Origin of the sequence: Caballeronia choica, assembly GCF_001544535.1 — a bacterium.
In the GTDB taxonomy this organism is placed as follows: domain Bacteria; phylum Pseudomonadota; class Gammaproteobacteria; order Burkholderiales; family Burkholderiaceae; genus Caballeronia; species Caballeronia choica.
Genome location: NZ_FCON02000169.1, coordinates 1 through 15,956, shown reverse-complemented (window position 1 = coordinate 15,956; position 15,956 = coordinate 1). Strand labels below are relative to the sequence as shown.

Sequence of the window (15,956 nt, the reverse complement as noted above, 5' to 3'; positions counted from 1 at the left end):
TCGCGCTTGACCTTTAATACAGTTGCTTTCTTTGCAGCAGCAAAGAAAGTGAGTCCCGCCCCGGACAGGGGCAGAGCTAATAGACCACTAAGAAAACAAGTTCCATGGAAACACAAGCGCATCAAACGGTGTAACCCAACCAAACCCACCCCAACCCCAAGCGCCAGCGACCCACCCCCAACCCCAAGCGCCAGCGACCCAAACCCCATGAAGCTAACTCCAAGAGAAAAAGACAAACTGCTGATCTTCACAGCAGCGCTGCTAGCCGAACGCCGCCGCGCACGCGGCCTGAAGTTGAACTACCCTGAAGCGGTAGCGTTCATCTCAGCAGCGCTGATGGAAGCGGCCCGCGACGGCAAGACCGTCGCCGAGGTGATGCACTACGGCACGACGATCCTGACCCGCGACGACGTCATGGAAGGCGTGCCCGAAATGATCCCCGATATCCAGATCGAAGCCACCTTCCCCGACGGCACCAAACTCGTCACCGTCCATCATCCGATCCCCTGATCGAAGAGGAGCCAGCGCCCATGATCCCCGGCGAATATCTGATCGACGACGGCGAGCACGAACTGAACGCGGGCCGCGAGACGGTCTCGGTCGTCGTGTCGAATACCGGCGACCGCCCCGTGCAGGTCGGCTCGCACTATCACTTTTATGAAGTCAACACGGCGCTCACTTTCGAGCGCGAGAAGGCGCGCGGCTTTCGCCTGAACATCGCGGCCGGCACCGCCGTGCGCTTCGAGCCGGGACAGGAACGCACCGTCGAACTTGTCGCGCTGGCAGGCGATCGCGCCGTCTACGGCTTCAACGGCCTCGTCATGGGACCGCTCTGATCTTTCATCGGGAATACAGCAAATGACGCTACGCATCGGCCGCCGCGCCTACGCGGAAATGTTCGGCCCGACCACCGGCGACCGGGTCCGCCTCGCCGATACTGACCTCATCATCGAAGTCGAACGCGACTTCACGACCTACGGCGAAGAAGTGAAATTCGGTGGCGGCAAGGTGATCCGCGACGGCATGGGCCAGTCGCAACGCGTCTCGAACGACGTCGTCGACACGGTCGTGACGAATGCGCTGGTCCTCGATCACTGGGGCATCGTGAAAGCCGACATCGGCATCAAGGGCGGACGCATCTTCGCCATCGGCAAGGCGGGCAATCCGGACATCCAGCCGGGCGTGACCATCGCCATCGGCGCCGCCACCGAAGTGATCGCGGGCGAAGGCATGATCGTGACAGCGGGCGGCATCGATTCGCACATCCACTTCATCAGCCCGCAACAAATCGACGAAGCGCTCGCGAGCGGCGTGACGACCATGCTCGGCGGCGGCACCGGGCCCGCGACCGGCACCAATGCGACCACTTGCACGCCGGGCCCGTGGCACATCGAACGCATGCTGCAGGCCGCCGACGGCTGGCCCGTCAACCTCGGCTTTCTCGGCAAGGGCAACGCGAGCCTGCCCGAGCCGCTCACCGAACAGATCAAGGCGGGCGCGATCGGCCTGAAGCTGCACGAGGACTGGGGCACGACGCCCGCCGCAATCGACAACTGCCTCTCGGTCGCCGACGATACCGACACGCAAGTCGCCATCCACACCGACACATTGAACGAAGCCGGCTTCGTCGAAACGACGGTCGCCGCGTTCAAGGGCCGCACGATCCACACGTATCACACCGAAGGCGCGGGCGGCGGCCACGCGCCGGACATCATCAAGGTCTGCGGCGAGGCGAACGTGCTGCCCTCGTCGACCAATCCGACGCGCCCCTACACCATCAACACGCTCGACGAACACCTCGACATGCTGATGGTCTGCCATCACCTCGATCCGTCGATTGCGGAAGACATCGCGTTCGCCGAGTCGCGCATTCGCCGCGAGACGATCGCCGCCGAGGACATCCTGCACGACCTCGGCGCGTTGTCGATGCTCTCGTCCGACTCGCAGGCGATGGGTCGTGTCGGCGAGGTCGTGATCCGCACCTGGCAGACCGCGCACAAGATGAAGGTGCAGCGCGGCGCGCTGCCCAAGGACAGCGCGCGCAACGACAACTTCCGCGCGAAGCGGTACGTGGCGAAGTACACGATCAACCCGGCGATCACGCATGGCATCGCGCATGAAGTCGGGTCGATCGAGCCGGGCAAGTGGGCGGATCTCGTGTTCTGGGAGCCGGCGTTCTTCGGCGTGAAGCCCGCGATGATCGTCAAGGGCGGCATGATCGCGGTCGCGCAGATGGGCGACCCGAACGCGTCGATCCCGACGCCGCAGCCGGTGCACTATCGCGAGATGTTCGCGACGCGCGGCGGCGCGCTCGGCAAGACGTCGCTGACATTCGTCTCGCAGATGGCGGCGGATGCGCGCATCGCGGATCGTTACGGCCTGAACAAGCATGTCGTCGCGGTGAAGAACTGCCGCAAGATCACGAAGGCCGACATGATCCACAACGCGTGGCAGCCGTCGATCACCGTCGATCCCGAGACGTACGAGGTCGTCGCGAACGGCCAGTTGCTGACTTGCGACCCCGCCACCGTGCTGCCGATGGCGCAGCGTTACTTCTTGTTCTGAACCATGCGAACGATCGATAAACGTCTGACCGCGAAGCTCGCGCCCGTGCTCGTCAAGCGCGCGGCGACGCTCACCCTCACCTTCGACGCGCGCTGCAAGAGCCGCCTCGCCGCGACGCTCGACAGCGGCGAGGAAGTCGCGCTCGTAATGCCGCGCGGCACGGTACTGCGCGATGGCGACGTGCTCGTCGCCGACGATGGCGCGCTCGTGCGCGTGATCGCGGCGGCGCAGGACGTGCTCGTCGTGCGCTCGGCTGATGCGCTGACGCTCACGCGCGCGGCCTATCATCTGGGCAACCGCCATACGCCGGTGGAAGTGGGCGCGGACTATCTCAAGCTCGAAGCCGATCCGGTGCTCGAAGACATGCTCCGGCGTCTCGGCGCGCAAGTCGAGCACGCGTCGCAAGCGTTCCAGCCGGAGACGGGTGCGTATGGTGGCGGCCACAAGCATGGTCACGATGAAACCTTCACCGAGGACTACGCGCTCGCGCAGAAGGTGTTCGATGAACATCATGGGCATGGGCATGGCGATGAGCACGCACATGAGCACGACGACACGCTTGGACATAGCCAAGCGCATAAGCACGCGCATGAACATGACCACGGCGATCACTCGCATTGCGGGCACGACCACGGCGACAATACCCACGATCACTCGACGTGCGGGCACGATCACCACGACCACGACCCCACGCACAATCATGCGCACCGCTGAACTCACGGCGCTGTTGCACCTTGCGTCGCCCGCGCTGCCGATCGGCGCTTTCAGCTACTCGCAAGGTCTCGAATCCGCGATCGAACACGGCCTGATCCGCGACGGCGACAGCGCCCGCGACTGGATCGAGAGCGGCCTCGCGCAGGTCCTCGCACGCGGCGAGTTGCCGTTCCTGGCACACCAGATCGAACGCTGGCGCGCGCACGATGCAGCCGCGCTCGCCCTCGCCGATGAAGAATTCCTCGCAAGCCGCGAGTCGGCGGAACTGAGACGCGAGACGCAGCAGATGGGCTGGTCGCTCGCGCAGTTGTGCACGTCGCTCGAATGGGGTGACGCCGATAGACGCTCGACGTTGAACTCGCTGAAGCCGGTCTCGCAGCCCACCGCGTTCGCCTTCGCCGCGTACGCACACGACGTGACGCCCGAATCGGCCCTTGCCGCCTACGCTTTCAGCTGGGTCGAGAACCAGGCGGCCGCCGCGTTGAAGGCCGTGCCGCTCGGCCAGCTCGCGGGGCAGCGGATCATCGTCGCGTTGCGCGATCCGATCGAACGCGCCGTCACGCGTGCGCTTGCAACGTCGCCTCACGACATCAACACCTTTGCACCGCAACTCGGCATTCTGTCGGCTCGACATGAATCGCAGTATTCGCGGCTTTTCCGCTCCTAAGAACCCATCGAACATGAACACGCCCGCTTATTCTGCCGCTCACCGCCGAACCAAGAAACTGCCGCCGTTGCGCGTCGGCGTGGGCGGTCCGGTCGGCTCCGGCAAGACCACGCTGCTCGAAATGCTGTGCAAGGCGATGCGCGAGAAATACGACCTGGTCGCGATCACGAACGACATCTATACGAAGGAAGACCAGCGCCTCCTGACGGTCGCGGGCGCGCTGCCGGCGGAGCGGATCATGGGCGTGGAGACGGGCGGCTGCCCGCACACGGCGATCCGCGAAGATGCATCGATCAACCTCGAAGCCGTCGACCAGATGATCGCGCGCTTCCCCGACGCCGACATCGTGTTCATCGAATCGGGCGGCGACAATCTGGCGGCGACCTTCAGCCCGGAACTGTCGGACCTGACGATCTATGTGATCGATGTCGCGGGCGGCGAGAAAATTCCGCGCAAGGGCGGGCCGGGGATTACGAAGTCGGATTTGCTCGTGATCAACAAGATCGACCTCGCGCCGTATGTCGGCGCCAACCTGGAGGTGATGGCCTCGGATGCGGGGAAGATGCGCGGCGCGCGGCCGTTCGTGATGTGCAATCTGAAAGCGCTGGAGGGGCTTGATCGGGTGATCGGGTTCATCGAGAAGAAGGGGTTGTTGGGGGTATGACAAATCGACTGTCTAACGGCTCGCACCAACGACATTGTTTAGCCGCGCGATTCAAAACGACTTAGAAAGCGTTCTCGATGATAAGCAAGGTGCTCAGAATTAATTTTGTGCCCGTCTCGCACGCTCAACTTCCCTTCGATCCCTATCAACGCATAATCGTCGCTAATTGAAAAGGCACCCAGATCAAACATAATGTGATGATTGGGACACAGGCAGATTATGTTGTCGGTAGTATCCGGCCCATCATGCGGCTTACCGAGCGGGCGAATATGCGCCGCCTCGATGTAGTGCGCGCCAGCAACTGCGATACGAATGCCGCATACCTGACATGTGTGTCGGTAGTACCACTTCAGCATCTTCGCCTGCTTAGTGTCGCGCACGATGCGCTGTACTGAAGTCGTTAGTCGGTGGGTCTGGGCGTTGTCACCTTCATACGGTGCGCCCGGCGTATGATCTTCTTGAGTTGGTGATTCGTCGCCAATCTTCAGCAGTCGATAACGCCATACTTTGAAGCCCGCTTTGCCCACATCACACCAGTGACTATCGACGCGGAACAGTCCATCGTAGCGATAGCCCTCTGCGGGCGCAAACGGATTTGTTTGGTCAGCGCCTCGAATGACTCTGAGCGGCAACCCCTCTATTTCATTCACCACAAGAGCAAGATTTCCGCGTTCCAGCTTTTGATCGTCGACGTGTCGCCCGGCGGAATCACGGCCACCGTGGCCTGTATAGATAATTTCATTGCCAAAGTCTTGATCGTCCTGGTAACCACCCGACACAACTATCGAATCTGCGCCTTGTTTGCTGGACCCTGAAATGCCCGCTTGCGTGTGGTTATGTATCCCGGCTGCGTAGAGTGCTGCATAGCTAGGGAACTCCGTACCCACGGTAATTCCGGGGATATTTCCAAAAATTCGTTGCTCAGCCAAGAGTTGATCTCGTTCTGTTTGTCGTATGGTTTACCGAGCGTCGGCGCGTCGGCACCTAAGGGCGTGATTGGCGCTTGAGGTTCGGGTGCTTACACTTCGTCCAAAAACGCCCCCAGCACCGCGACAGTCCTCTCCGTCGCCCCCCGGTGCCGCGCCGCGAAAGCCGCCGCTGCCGCGCTCATCGCGAGCCTGCGCGGCTTGTCGTTGAACAACTCCCGCAGGCCCCGGGCAAGCCCTTGCGGATCGTCGACGCGCAATGCCGCGCCCGCCGCGATCGCATCGTTGGTCGCCTGCGTGAAGTTGAACGTATGCGGTCCGATCAACACCGGCACGCCCTCTGCGCACGCCTCGATCAAATTCTGCCCGCCGAGCGGCAGCAGACTCCCGCCGATGAAGGCAAGATCGGAAGCCGCGTAATAGGCACCGAGCTCCCCCATCGAATCGCCGAGCAGCACCTTCACGCCCGCCGCCAACGGCCGCGCCGCATCCGCACCCGAGCCCGCCGCAACCGCCTTCGGCGCCCAAGCCGAACGCCGCACGCACGACATGCCCGCGCTCGCCACCATCGCCGCGACTTCATCGAAACGTTGCGGATGGCGCGGCACGAGAATCAAGAGCGCGTTCGGCACGTCGAGCGCGGCGAACGCCTGCAAAACCAGCCCCTCCTCGCCCTCGCGCGTGCTCGCCGCCACCCACACCGGCCGCTCGCCGATCGCCGCACGCCATGCATGTCCGCGTGCTTCGAGTTCGGCGGGCGCGCTCATGTCGAACTTGAGATTGCCAAGCACCGCGACATTGCGCGCGCCGAGCGAGGTCAGCCGCTCGGCGTCGGATGGACTCTGCGCCAGCACACGCGCAAAGCCGCCAAACACTTCACGCGTCGCGCGGCCAAATTTCGCCGCGCGCCGGTACGACCGCTCCGACATCCGCGCATTCGTCAGCACGAGCGGCATGTCGGCGCGCTTGCATTCGTCGATCAGCGTCGGCCAGACTTCCGTCTCCATCACGATGCCGAGCGTCGGCCGCCAGGCGCGCAAGAAGCGTCGCACGAGATGCGGCAGGTCGTACGGAAGGAAGCTGCGCAGCACGCGATCGCCGAACAGTTGCTCGCCTGTCGCGCGGCCGCTCGGCGTCATGTGCGTAAGCAGGATTCGTGCTTCGGGATGCGTCTTCATCAGCGCTTCGATCAGCGGCTGCGCCGCGCGCGTCTCGCCCACCGATACCGCATGCACCCAGATCAACGGCGCGAGATCGTCGGCGCGACGCCCGGGACCGCGGCCAAACCGCTCGCCGATATGCTCGCGATAACCGCGTTCCTTGCGCGAGCGGATCAAGAGCCGCAGCACGGCGAGCGGCGCGACGATCCACCACAGCGCGCGATAGACGAGCCTCAGCATGCGCGCCTCCGCGCCAGGCGAGCGGCGCTCAAACGAGCGCCCTGCCCTTCAGGCGCTGCAGGATGCCGAGCGGCGCGCAATCCGGCTGCGCCATCGCGTCGACGGGAAGGAAGAAGGTCTGCTCCAGCATGTACTGGCCCGACATCACCGCGTGCGAGGTCTGGTCGGAGAAGCACACCCACACGCAACCGGGCGGAAACGGCATCTCCTGTTGCGGCGCACTCTTCTGGTAGTCGAGGTCGGCCTTCATCGCGTCATGCAGATTCAGCATCAGGTGATCGTATTCGCTGCGCGGCGACTTGGTGATGTGCAGCAGGTTCATGAGCCACGCGGAACCGGGCATCTGCGGCTTGATGCGCGGCAGGAAGCGCTTCGCCATGTCCTCGAACGGTTCGCCGACGCGCCACACGCGCGGCGCGCCCTGCGGATTCACGTTGGTGAACACGCGCAGGATGCGCTCGCCGTAGTTCGGCCGCGACGGGAACGCATCGACGTGCAGGCGGCTGTCGTCCTTGCGCCATGAGGTCTCGCGCGTCTCGACCCGATGCAGCCTGAGGCTTGTCGGCGCGACGCGCAGCTTGCCGCGATACTCGGGAAAGAGCCCGTCGACGAGCGAGCGCGCATTTGCCTGATAGCGCCCGATGAGCGCGCGCACCGCCGATTGCGCGACGGCATCGCCGAGCACGCCGGCCAGCGCGCCGCCATTAGGCGCGAGGCTGATGTTCTTGCGCTTCGGGTCGGCGATCTTCGGGTCGAGCAGCGCTTTCTCGCCGCCTTCGATCGCGAAGCGCAGATGCGGGAAATACAGCACCTTGCCGCGCTCGACGCCCGCGACGAGCGTCTCGCGCGGCACGGAAAGGTCATTGCCCTGCCAGTCGCATGAAGCGACTTCGATGATTTGAGACTCGGTCATGTGCCTTCGATATTTCGATGGACGTGGCGAAATGCCCGCCGCGCTGGCCGTATTGTCGCGCGGCATGAACTCGCGGTCAGCGCGAGAAAGATACTGCAATTGACGACGCTCAACGCCCGAACTGCCGACCCGCCAGCTCACAGAAGTCCGAAGCCCGCGAGCGTCGCCTTGACCTCGGCGAGCGTCGGATGATGGTTCGCGCTGCCCAGGTTGACGACCTGCGGCGACCAGTAGCCGCCCGTGCGCCAGGCCGTGGAGAAATTGTACAACTCGACCGTCGGCCGCTTCAGCGCGGCGGCGATATGCACGAGCCCGGTATCGACGCCGACCGTCGCCGCCGCGCCGTCGATCAGGCCGACTACCGCCGGCAACGACAGCTTCGGCGGCACGATCGCCGCCGCGCCGAATTCCTTCGCGAGCTTGTCGCTCGTCGCGCGCTCGGCGTCGCTGCCCCACGGCAGCACGATCGACGCGCCGCGCCGCACGAGCGACTGCCCGAGTTCGATCCATGCGGCGTCCGGCCATTGCTTGTCGGCGCGTGAAGTCGCATGGACGAACACGACATACGGCACCGGCAGATTCAGATCGGTTTGCGACAGCGCGAGCGCGGCGCGCTGCGCGTCGAGGCCGAACTCGATGTCGTCGGCGGGCGTGGGCGCGGGCAGCCCGAGCGCCACCGCCACCAGTTGCCGCGTGCGCTCGACGACATGCGTGCGCGGCTCGATCGGCACGCGCCGGTCGTAGAAAAATCGCACCGGCCATTCGAAGCCCGCGCCTTCGGTGCGGTTCGCGAGCCCGACGAGCGGCCCGCGCGCCCAGCTCGCCACCCACGCCGTCTTGATGAGCCCCTGGCAGTCGATCACGAGATCGTATTTCTCCGCTTCGAGTTCGCGCCGGAACTTGCCGATCTCGCGCCAGTTTGCAGGCGAGAGCCAGCGTTTCTTCCAGCGTCGAAGGGAAAAGGGAATCGCGCGGCGCACGCCGTCGACCAGTTCGACGAGACCCGCGAAGCTCTCCTCGACAAGCCAGTCGATCTGCGCATCGGGATAACGGCGGCGGATGTCGGCGATGACCGGCATGTTGTGGACGACGTCGCCAAGCGACGACACCCGGACAATCAAGATCTTTTGCACGCTGTGGACGATGAGCGCCGCCGGCAGGCAGGGCGCGTGGACAAAATTGAGATGGGCGATTCTAGCGCGGACGCGGTGCATCTCACGCATGAAAACACGCACGAAAAAACGGCGCGGTCCTGACGAAACCGCGCCGCAGGGCTACCCGACAGGCTCAGAACGGCAGCTTGGCGTCCGGCTTCTCCGCCGTGATCACGCGGCGGAAATCCTCCTGGATGCGCTTCAGGGCCGCTTCGTTATCGGCCTCGAAACGCATCACGACGACCGGCGTCGTATTCGACGAACGCGCGAGCCCGAAGCCGTCCGGATACTCGACGCGCAGGCCGTCGATGGTCAGCACGTCGTCGGCGCCGGTGAATTTCGCCGACTTCTGCAGGCGCGCGATCAGGTCGAAGTTCTCGCCTTCCTGCAACTTCAGTTGCAACTCCGGCGTCGAGAGCGAGTTCGGCAGGTCGTTGAGCAGCTTGCTCGGATCGGCCACGCGCGAGAGGATTTCGAGCATCCGCGCGCCGGTGTAGAGGCCGTCGTCGAAGCCGTACCAGCGATCCTTGAAGAACACGTGTCCGCTCATTTCGCCCGCGAGCGGCGCGCCGGTTTCGCGCAGCTTCGCCTTCACGAGCGAGTGGCCGGTCATCCACATCACCGGTTCGCCGCCCTGGTCGCGCACCCACTTCGCGAGATTGCGCGTGCATTTCACGTCATAGATGATCTGCCCGCCCTTGTTGCGCGACAGCACTTCCTGCGCGAACAGCATCAACTGGCGATCCGGATAGATGATCTGGCCGTCTTTCGTCACGACGCCCAGGCGGTCGCCGTCGCCATCGAACGCGAAGCCGATCTCGGCGTCGGTTTCCTTCAACGCACGGATGACGTCCTGCAGGTTCTCGGCATGCGCCGGGTCCGGATGGTGGTTCGGGAAGTTGCCGTCGATCTCCGTGAACAACTCCACGAGTTCGCAGCCGAGCGCCTTGAAGAGTTTCGGCGCGAGGACGCCCGCGACGCCGTTGCCCGTGTCGATGACGATCTTCATCGGGCGCACCGGCTTCACGTCGCTCACGATGCGGTCGAGATAGACCTGCGAGATGTCGTACTCGGTGTAGGTGCCCTCGCCTTGCGTGAAGTCCTCGTCGACGATGCGCTGGTAGAGCGACTTGATCTGGTCGCCGTAGATCGCAGCGCCGCGCAGCACCATCTTGAAGCCGTTGTAGTCGGGCGGATTGTGGCTGCCCGTCACGACCATGCACGAGTCGACGCGGCGCTCGCCGGACGGCAGTTGCAGCGGCACGCTCGCGGCGAAGTAGCCGACCGGCGTGGGCACCATGCCGAGATCGACGACATCGACGCCCGCCGCGCGCAGGCCGTCCGACAGCGCACCGACGAGTTCCGGGCCCGACAGCCGGCCGTCGCGCGCCACGACGACGGAGTCGCCACCCTGCTTGCGAATCTCGCTGCCGAACGCGCGGCCGATGCTGCGCGCGACGTCGGCATCGACCGTCTTGCCGACGATCCCGCGAATGTCGTACATCTTGAAGATCGATTGGGAAATCTGTGACTGGCTCATGGAATGGCTACCTGTCTAATAATTGATGGATTCTCGGCGATGCAGCCAGCGGGCTTGCAGGTCGTGACTGATGGACATACACGAACGAAGTGCGAGCAATTTCGAAAAAAGTAACGAAACATAAATTAGCCGATACCTCATTGAAGCGTCTCGCCCGGGCACTCGCTCCATCGGTCAGAGCCATCCCGTTCGCACTTATAATCGCAGTCTTTCAGCGTTTTCCTGTGCATTTCCTGCGCGAATATTCTAATCCAATGCCCGCACTCGCTTTAGCCTCGAATGGTCGAAATGCCGTGCCTGCGCGGGGAAAAACACCCTCATGCACCCGCATCCCGTGCCTGTCAGGGGCCGCATCGGGTAATCCGACAGCGCCAGCACATCGCGTGCCCGGTCTGGCCCAAGCACGGCGCGCCGCATGCTGAGACGCATCGGCAACCCCGATGTCGCGAAGGCGCTCGCGAATATCGTCTGGCTCGGCCTCGAACGCCTGACGCAGATCGTCGTCGCGATCGCGATCAGCGGGCTGCTCGCGCGCTACTTCGGCCCCGACGCGTTCGGCAAATGGCAGTACGCCAATACGCTGCTGCTCGTCCTCTCGCCGATCACCTGGGTGTGCGGCGCCGAAATCCTCGTGCCGACCATCGTCGATCGTGCGTCGACCGGGCTCGGCAGCGTGCTCGGCAGCGCGTTCGTGCTGCGCATGGCCGTGTCCGCGCTCGCGCTCGCCGCGACCTGGGGCTGGATCGCGTTTGGCCACCTCGATCCGCTCGTCGGCGCGATGCTTGCCGGGCTCGCCGTCACGATGCTGTTTCGCGAACCGCTCGTCGGCGTGATCAACGCGTGGCTCCAGAGCATGACCTACAGCAAGCCGCAACTCGCGACCAGCATGGTCACCGCGATCGTCAAGGCCCTGCTCGTCTACGCGCTCGTGCGCGCGGGCGCGGGCTTCGCGAGCTTCGGCTGGCTGTGGGCGCTGGAAGCGGCGGCGATCGGCGGCGTGCTGGTGCTGTACTACATGCGCCGTCACGGCGGCACACTCGGCTGGCACTTCGACGGCCGCCTCTTTCGCCGCTTCGCGAGCGCCGGCACCGTGTTCTGGGTCGGCCTGATCTGCATGTACCTGTTCCTCAAACTCGACCGGCTGATGCTCGAACGCTACATCTCGTTCGCCGACCTCGGGCGCTATTCGGCCGCGCAGCAATTGAACGAGAACTGGATCACGCTCGCGCTGATGCTCGCGCAGACCATCGCGCCGGCGTTCGTCTATCGTGTGCAGGACGCGGCGCTTCTGAGACGCAACATCGTGCGGCTCGTCGCGATGACGGCGGCGCTCATGATCGGCGGGGCGATTGTGCTCGACCTGCTCGCGGGCTTCATCATCACGCGCGTGTTCGGGCCGGACTACGCAGGCGCGATCGACATCTTCCGCTGGGCCGTGTGGCTCTCGGTGCCGGCCGGCATCGAGGCGATCGGCAATCTCGTCGTGCTGAAATACCAGGCGAAGTTCGTGCTGCTCGCGAAGTGGCTGCTGGCGCTCGCGGTGGCGTTCGTCGTCGACTGGATCGCGATTCCGCGCCTCGGCGGTCATGGCGCGCTGATCGGACTGGCGGCCGGGTATCTCGCCGCCGCGAGCGTCAACCTGTACTACATCCGCTTCAGGCTGCGCGCATGAACGCTTCGACCCTGAACGACGTCGCCATCCTGATCCCCGCCTACAACGGCCAGCGCGAACTCGAACGCACGCTCGCGTCGTTTTCCGAGGACGGGCCGGTGCGGGTGCTGATCGTCGACGACGGCAGCACGCCGCCGATCGTCGCGCCATCGATCCGAGGGCTCGACATCGAGATCCTGCGCATGCCGGTGAACGGTGGCATCGAACGCGCGCTGCAGGCGGGCATCGACGCGCTCGCCGAACGCGGCGTGCGCTACGCGGCGCGCATCGACACCGGCGACCTCGCGACGCCGCAGCGGCTCGCGAAGCAGCGCGCCTGTCTGGAAGCGTATCCCCGTATGGCCGCGCTCGGCATGTGGACGCACGTCGTCAGCACGGAAGGCGCGCCGCTCTTCGACCTCAAGCCGCCCGCCGATGTCGCCACGATCCGCCGCGTAATGCTGATGCGCTCCTGCTTCACGCATCCGTCGCTGATGCTGCGCGTCGCGGCCGTGCGGGAAGCGGGCAACTATCGCGCGCAATACCGCGCGGCCGAAGACCTCGATTTGCTGCTTCGCCTGATGGAACGTCACGATTGCGCGAACCTGCCGGAGTTCGGCCTCTACTACGAACTGAACGAAAGCGGGATCAGTGCCACGAAGCGGCGCACGCAAGTCCTGTCAACGCTGCGCCTGCAACTGCGTTACTTCCGTGCCGGCAATCTGCCCGACTGGATCGGCGTGGCGAAGAGCCTCGCGCATCTCGTGCTGCCGTATCGCGCGCTGCGCGGACTCAAGGCGCGACTCCTTCCGTAACCCATTTCAACGCACCTACCGGATGACAGCAGAACCCGCAGAACCCACGCGCCTTCGCATCGCCCTCGTCTGCAACACGGCGTGGGCGATCTACACGTACCGGCGCGGCCTGTTGCGGATGCTGACCGAACGCGGCGCCGAAGTGACCGTGATCGCGCCGCGCGACCGAACGTTCGAACCGCTCGTCGCGATGGGCTGCCGCTGCGTCGAGTTGCCGGTGGCGTCGAAAGGAACCGATCCGCGCGAGGACCTGAAAACGCTCGTCGCGCTCTGTCGCGAGTATCGCGCGACGCGTCCGCACGTCGTCTTTCACTACACGATCAAGCCGAATATCTACGGCTCGATTGCGGCGTGGCTCGCACGCGTGCCGTCGATCGCGGTGACCACGGGCCTCGGTTACGTCTTCATCCAGAAGAGCCGCACGGCGATGATCGCGAAGCGCCTCTACCGTTTCGCGTTCCGCTTTCCGCGGGAAGTCTGGTTCCTGAATCGCGACGACCGCGCCGCCTTCGCCGAGCAGAACCTGCTTGCGCATCCCGAGCGCGCACAGTTGCTGCACGGCGAAGGAGTCGATCTGGACGAATACGCGTTCGCGCCGTTGCCGCAGCGCGAGCGCTTCGTCTTCATCCTGATCGGCAGGCTGCTGTGGGACAAGGGCGTGGCGGAATATGTCGAAGCTGCGCGGCGGTTGCGCGCGAAGTATCCGCACGCCCGGTTCCAGTTGCTGGGACCGGTCGGTGTTGATAACCCGAGCGCGATCAGCCGCACGGAAGTCGACGCCTGGCAGCGCGACAATGTGATCGAGTATCTCGGCGAGGCCCACGACGTGCGGCCTCATATCGCGAACGCGGATTGCGTCGTGCTGCCGTCCTATCGCGAAGGCGTGCCGCGCACGCTGATGGAAGCGTCCGCGATGGGTCGACCGGTCGTCGCAACCGATGTGCCGGGCTGCCGCGAAGTCGTCGAGGACGGCGTCACCGGTTTTCTCTGCGAAGCGAAAAACGCGGACAGCCTCGCCGGCACGCTCGAACGGATGCTCACGCTCGGCGAGGCGCAACGCGCTGCAATGGGCGTGAAAGGCCGCGAAAAGGTCGCTCGCGAATTCGATGAAAAAGTCGTCGTCGAGCGATATAAAGGCACAATACGCGCTATTACCGGCGTTTCACTATGACTTTGCACTCCCCGGAGACCTATCGAATGAATACCGACCAACCCGTCAACGGGACGATTCTCGTCACCGGAGGCGCGGGCTTCATCGGCTCGCACACCTGTGTCGAACTGCTCGAGGACGGCTACGATGTCGTCGTGGTGGACAACCTCGTGAACAGCAGCGCGCAGTCGCTTGCGCGGGTCGAGAAGATCACCGGCAAGAAAGTCGCCTTCTTCGAAGCCGACGCCCGCGACGAAGCCGCGCTCGCCCGCGCCTTCGATGCGCATCCGATCACTGGCGCGATCCACTTCGCGGCGTTGAAGTCGGTCGGCGAATCGGTGGCGAAGCCGATCGAGTATTACCGCAACAATCTCGACAGCCTGCTGGTCGTGCTCGACACGATGCGCGAGCGCAACGTGAAGAACTTCGTGTTCAGTTCATCGGCGACGGTGTATGGCGTGCCGAAGAGCGTGCCGATCGACGAATCGTTTCCGCTGTCCGCGACGAATCCTTACGGCCAGTCGAAGCTGATTGCCGAGCAGGTGCTGCGCGATCTCGAACTCTCCGATCCGTCGTGGCGGATCGCGACGCTGCGTTACTTCAATCCGGTGGGCGCGCATGAGAGCGGCCTGATCGGCGAGGATCCGGCCGGCGTGCCGAACAATTTGATGCCGTATGTGGCGCAGGTGGCGGTCGGCAAGCTTGAGCGGCTGCGTATTTTCGGCAGCGACTACGATACGCACGATGGCACTGGCGTGCGGGATTACATCCATGTGGTTGATCTGGCGCGCGGTCATATCGCCGCGATCAATGCGTTGAAGACGCTGGACCGGAGTTTTGTCGTCAATCTTGGCACCGGCCAGGGGTACAGTGTGCTGGATGTGGTCAAGGCGTTTGAGGCGGCATCGGGGAAGCCCGTTCCGTATGAGATCGTCGCGCGGCGTCCGGGGGATGTCGGAGCGTGTTATGCCGATCCGGGCGCCGCTGAGAAGCTCATCGGGTGGCGTGCGCGGCACGGCATCGAGAGGATGTGCGCCGATCACTGGCGCTGGCAGTCGCAGAATCCGAATGGGTTTGCTTGAGGGTTATTGGACGCTGGCGCTTGAGGTGGGTGGGTTTGGTTGGGTTGGGGTGGGTTGGGCTGGGGTTACACCGTTTGATGCGCTTGTGCTTCCATGGAACTTGTTTTGTTTTTGGTTTATTTGCTCTGCCCCTGTCCGGGGCGGGACTCACTTTCTTTGCTGCTGCAAAGAAAGTAAGCAAAGAAAGCAGCTTCCCACCGCCAATCCTTGCCATGCGCCGCTAGCCCGTTCCCTCGGAGTGGTCCAACCGGGGGAGTGTCGTTAGCGAGGTTTCATCGTTGTTGGCATGTAGAAAAGGCGCGCGCGTCATACCGCTACAGGGAGTGGATCAGCAGTCATTCATCCGTCATGGCACTTCGTGCCCGACGACAGGTCTACCGGTCGGTGGTGAATAGAAGCATGCAGCAAGCACGAACGTAGGATGGTGATATAGCGATAGCGATGGTTGTTGGTTTTGCTTGACGGGTGAGCGCGTAGCGCGAGGCTGGATGTATGACTGCTGGTCCACTTCGTTTAGCGGTGCGACGTGCGCGCCTCTTCTACATGCCAACAACGACGAAACCCCGCTAACGACACTCCCCCGGTTGGACCACTCCGAAGGAGCGGTCTGGAGGCGCATGGCAAGCATTGGCGGTGGGAAGCTGCTTTCTTTGCTTACTTTCTTTGCAGCAGCAAAGAAAGTGAGTCCCGCCCCGGACAGGGGCAGAGCAAATAA

The 15,956-nt window shown here is 64.0% G+C and carries 15 protein-coding genes; 10 read left to right on the top strand and 5 right to left on the bottom strand.

The genetic code is table 11. From position 1 onward, the window contains the following. Positions 1 to 207 precede the first annotated feature (207 nt). Genes ureA through ureG form a run of 6 tightly spaced genes read left to right on the top strand, consistent with a single transcriptional unit; the run spans position 208 to position 4,610 of the window. Positions 208 to 510, top strand: a complete 303-nt coding sequence (gene ureA / locus AWB68_RS37470) for an urease subunit gamma (RefSeq protein ID WP_016346027.1) — start codon at positions 208 to 210, stop codon at positions 508 to 510. Between the two features lie 20 nt (positions 511 to 530). Then, positions 531 to 836, top strand: a complete 306-nt coding sequence (locus AWB68_RS37465; RefSeq protein WP_087649270.1) for an urease subunit beta — start codon at positions 531 to 533, stop codon at positions 834 to 836. 22 nt (positions 837 to 858) lie between these two features. Further along, positions 859 to 2,565 carry an urease subunit alpha gene (gene ureC, locus AWB68_RS37460; protein ID WP_087649269.1) on the top strand — a complete coding sequence of 569 codons (1,707 nt, stop codon included), beginning with the start codon at positions 859 to 861 and terminating at the stop codon, positions 2,563 to 2,565. Positions 2,566 to 2,568: 3 nt separating this feature from the next. Further along, a complete protein-coding gene (gene ureE / locus AWB68_RS37455; protein ID WP_087649268.1) occupies positions 2,569 to 3,279 on the top strand; it encodes an urease accessory protein UreE in 711 nt (236 codons plus the stop codon). Continuing rightward, positions 3,266 to 3,946 (top strand): urease accessory protein UreF, encoded by a 681-nt coding sequence (locus AWB68_RS37450; protein WP_087649267.1) that lies wholly within the window; start codon positions 3,266 to 3,268, stop codon positions 3,944 to 3,946. Before ureE ends, AWB68_RS37450 begins: the two co-directional genes overlap by 14 nt. Positions 3,947 to 3,959: 13 nt before the next feature. After that, positions 3,960 to 4,610, top strand: coding sequence for an urease accessory protein UreG (ureG, locus tag AWB68_RS37445; RefSeq protein WP_087649266.1), 651 nt, complete (start codon positions 3,960 to 3,962; stop codon positions 4,608 to 4,610). 38 nt (positions 4,611 to 4,648) lie between these two features. Here the strand turns inward: ureG and AWB68_RS37440 are convergent, their stop codons facing one another. From AWB68_RS37440 to AWB68_RS37420, 5 genes are all read right to left on the bottom strand, one after another. Further along, entirely contained in the window at positions 4,649 to 5,539 is an 891-nt protein-coding gene (locus tag AWB68_RS37440) for a YDG/SRA domain-containing protein (RefSeq protein ID WP_087649265.1), read from the bottom strand. Positions 5,540 to 5,628: 89 nt separating this feature from the next. Beyond that, positions 5,629 to 6,936: a lipid IV(A) 3-deoxy-D-manno-octulosonic acid transferase gene (gene waaA, locus AWB68_RS37435; RefSeq protein ID WP_087649264.1), complete on the bottom strand. Its 1,308-nt coding sequence runs from the start codon at positions 6,934 to 6,936 to the stop codon at positions 5,629 to 5,631. Positions 6,937 to 6,964: 28 nt separating this feature from the next. Next, a complete protein-coding gene (kdoO, locus tag AWB68_RS37430) occupies positions 6,965 to 7,849 on the bottom strand; it encodes a Kdo hydroxylase KdoO (protein WP_087649263.1) in 885 nt (294 codons plus the stop codon). Between the two features lie 137 nt (positions 7,850 to 7,986). Then, entirely contained in the window at positions 7,987 to 8,928 is a 942-nt protein-coding gene (gene waaC / locus AWB68_RS37425; RefSeq protein WP_327384058.1) for a lipopolysaccharide heptosyltransferase I, read from the bottom strand. A 208-nt stretch (positions 8,929 to 9,136) separates the two neighbouring features. Continuing rightward, positions 9,137 to 10,543, bottom strand: coding sequence for a phosphomannomutase/phosphoglucomutase (locus tag AWB68_RS37420; RefSeq protein ID WP_087649262.1), 1,407 nt, complete (start codon positions 10,541 to 10,543; stop codon positions 9,137 to 9,139). A 415-nt stretch (positions 10,544 to 10,958) separates the two neighbouring features. Here AWB68_RS37420 and AWB68_RS37415 point away from each other — a divergent pair, with 415 nt between their 5' ends. From AWB68_RS37415 to galE, 4 genes are read left to right on the top strand one after another with little or no spacing between them, the layout of a single operon-like run. Then, entirely contained in the window at positions 10,959 to 12,215 is a 1,257-nt protein-coding gene (locus AWB68_RS37415) for an oligosaccharide flippase family protein (RefSeq protein WP_087649261.1), read from the top strand. Next, a complete protein-coding gene (locus tag AWB68_RS37410; protein ID WP_087649260.1) occupies positions 12,212 to 13,009 on the top strand; it encodes a glycosyltransferase in 798 nt (265 codons plus the stop codon). Before AWB68_RS37415 ends, AWB68_RS37410 begins: the two co-directional genes overlap by 4 nt. A 22-nt stretch (positions 13,010 to 13,031) precedes the next feature. Then, positions 13,032 to 14,180: a glycosyltransferase family 4 protein gene (locus AWB68_RS37405; RefSeq protein WP_087649259.1), complete on the top strand. Its 1,149-nt coding sequence runs from the start codon at positions 13,032 to 13,034 to the stop codon at positions 14,178 to 14,180. Positions 14,181 to 14,206: 26 nt separating this feature from the next. Then, the gene (gene galE, locus AWB68_RS37400) at positions 14,207 to 15,241 is read left to right on the top strand and encodes a UDP-glucose 4-epimerase GalE (RefSeq protein ID WP_087649258.1); all 1,035 of its coding nucleotides are present in this window, start codon (positions 14,207 to 14,209) and stop codon (positions 15,239 to 15,241) included. Positions 15,242 to 15,956: the final 715 nt, after the last annotated feature.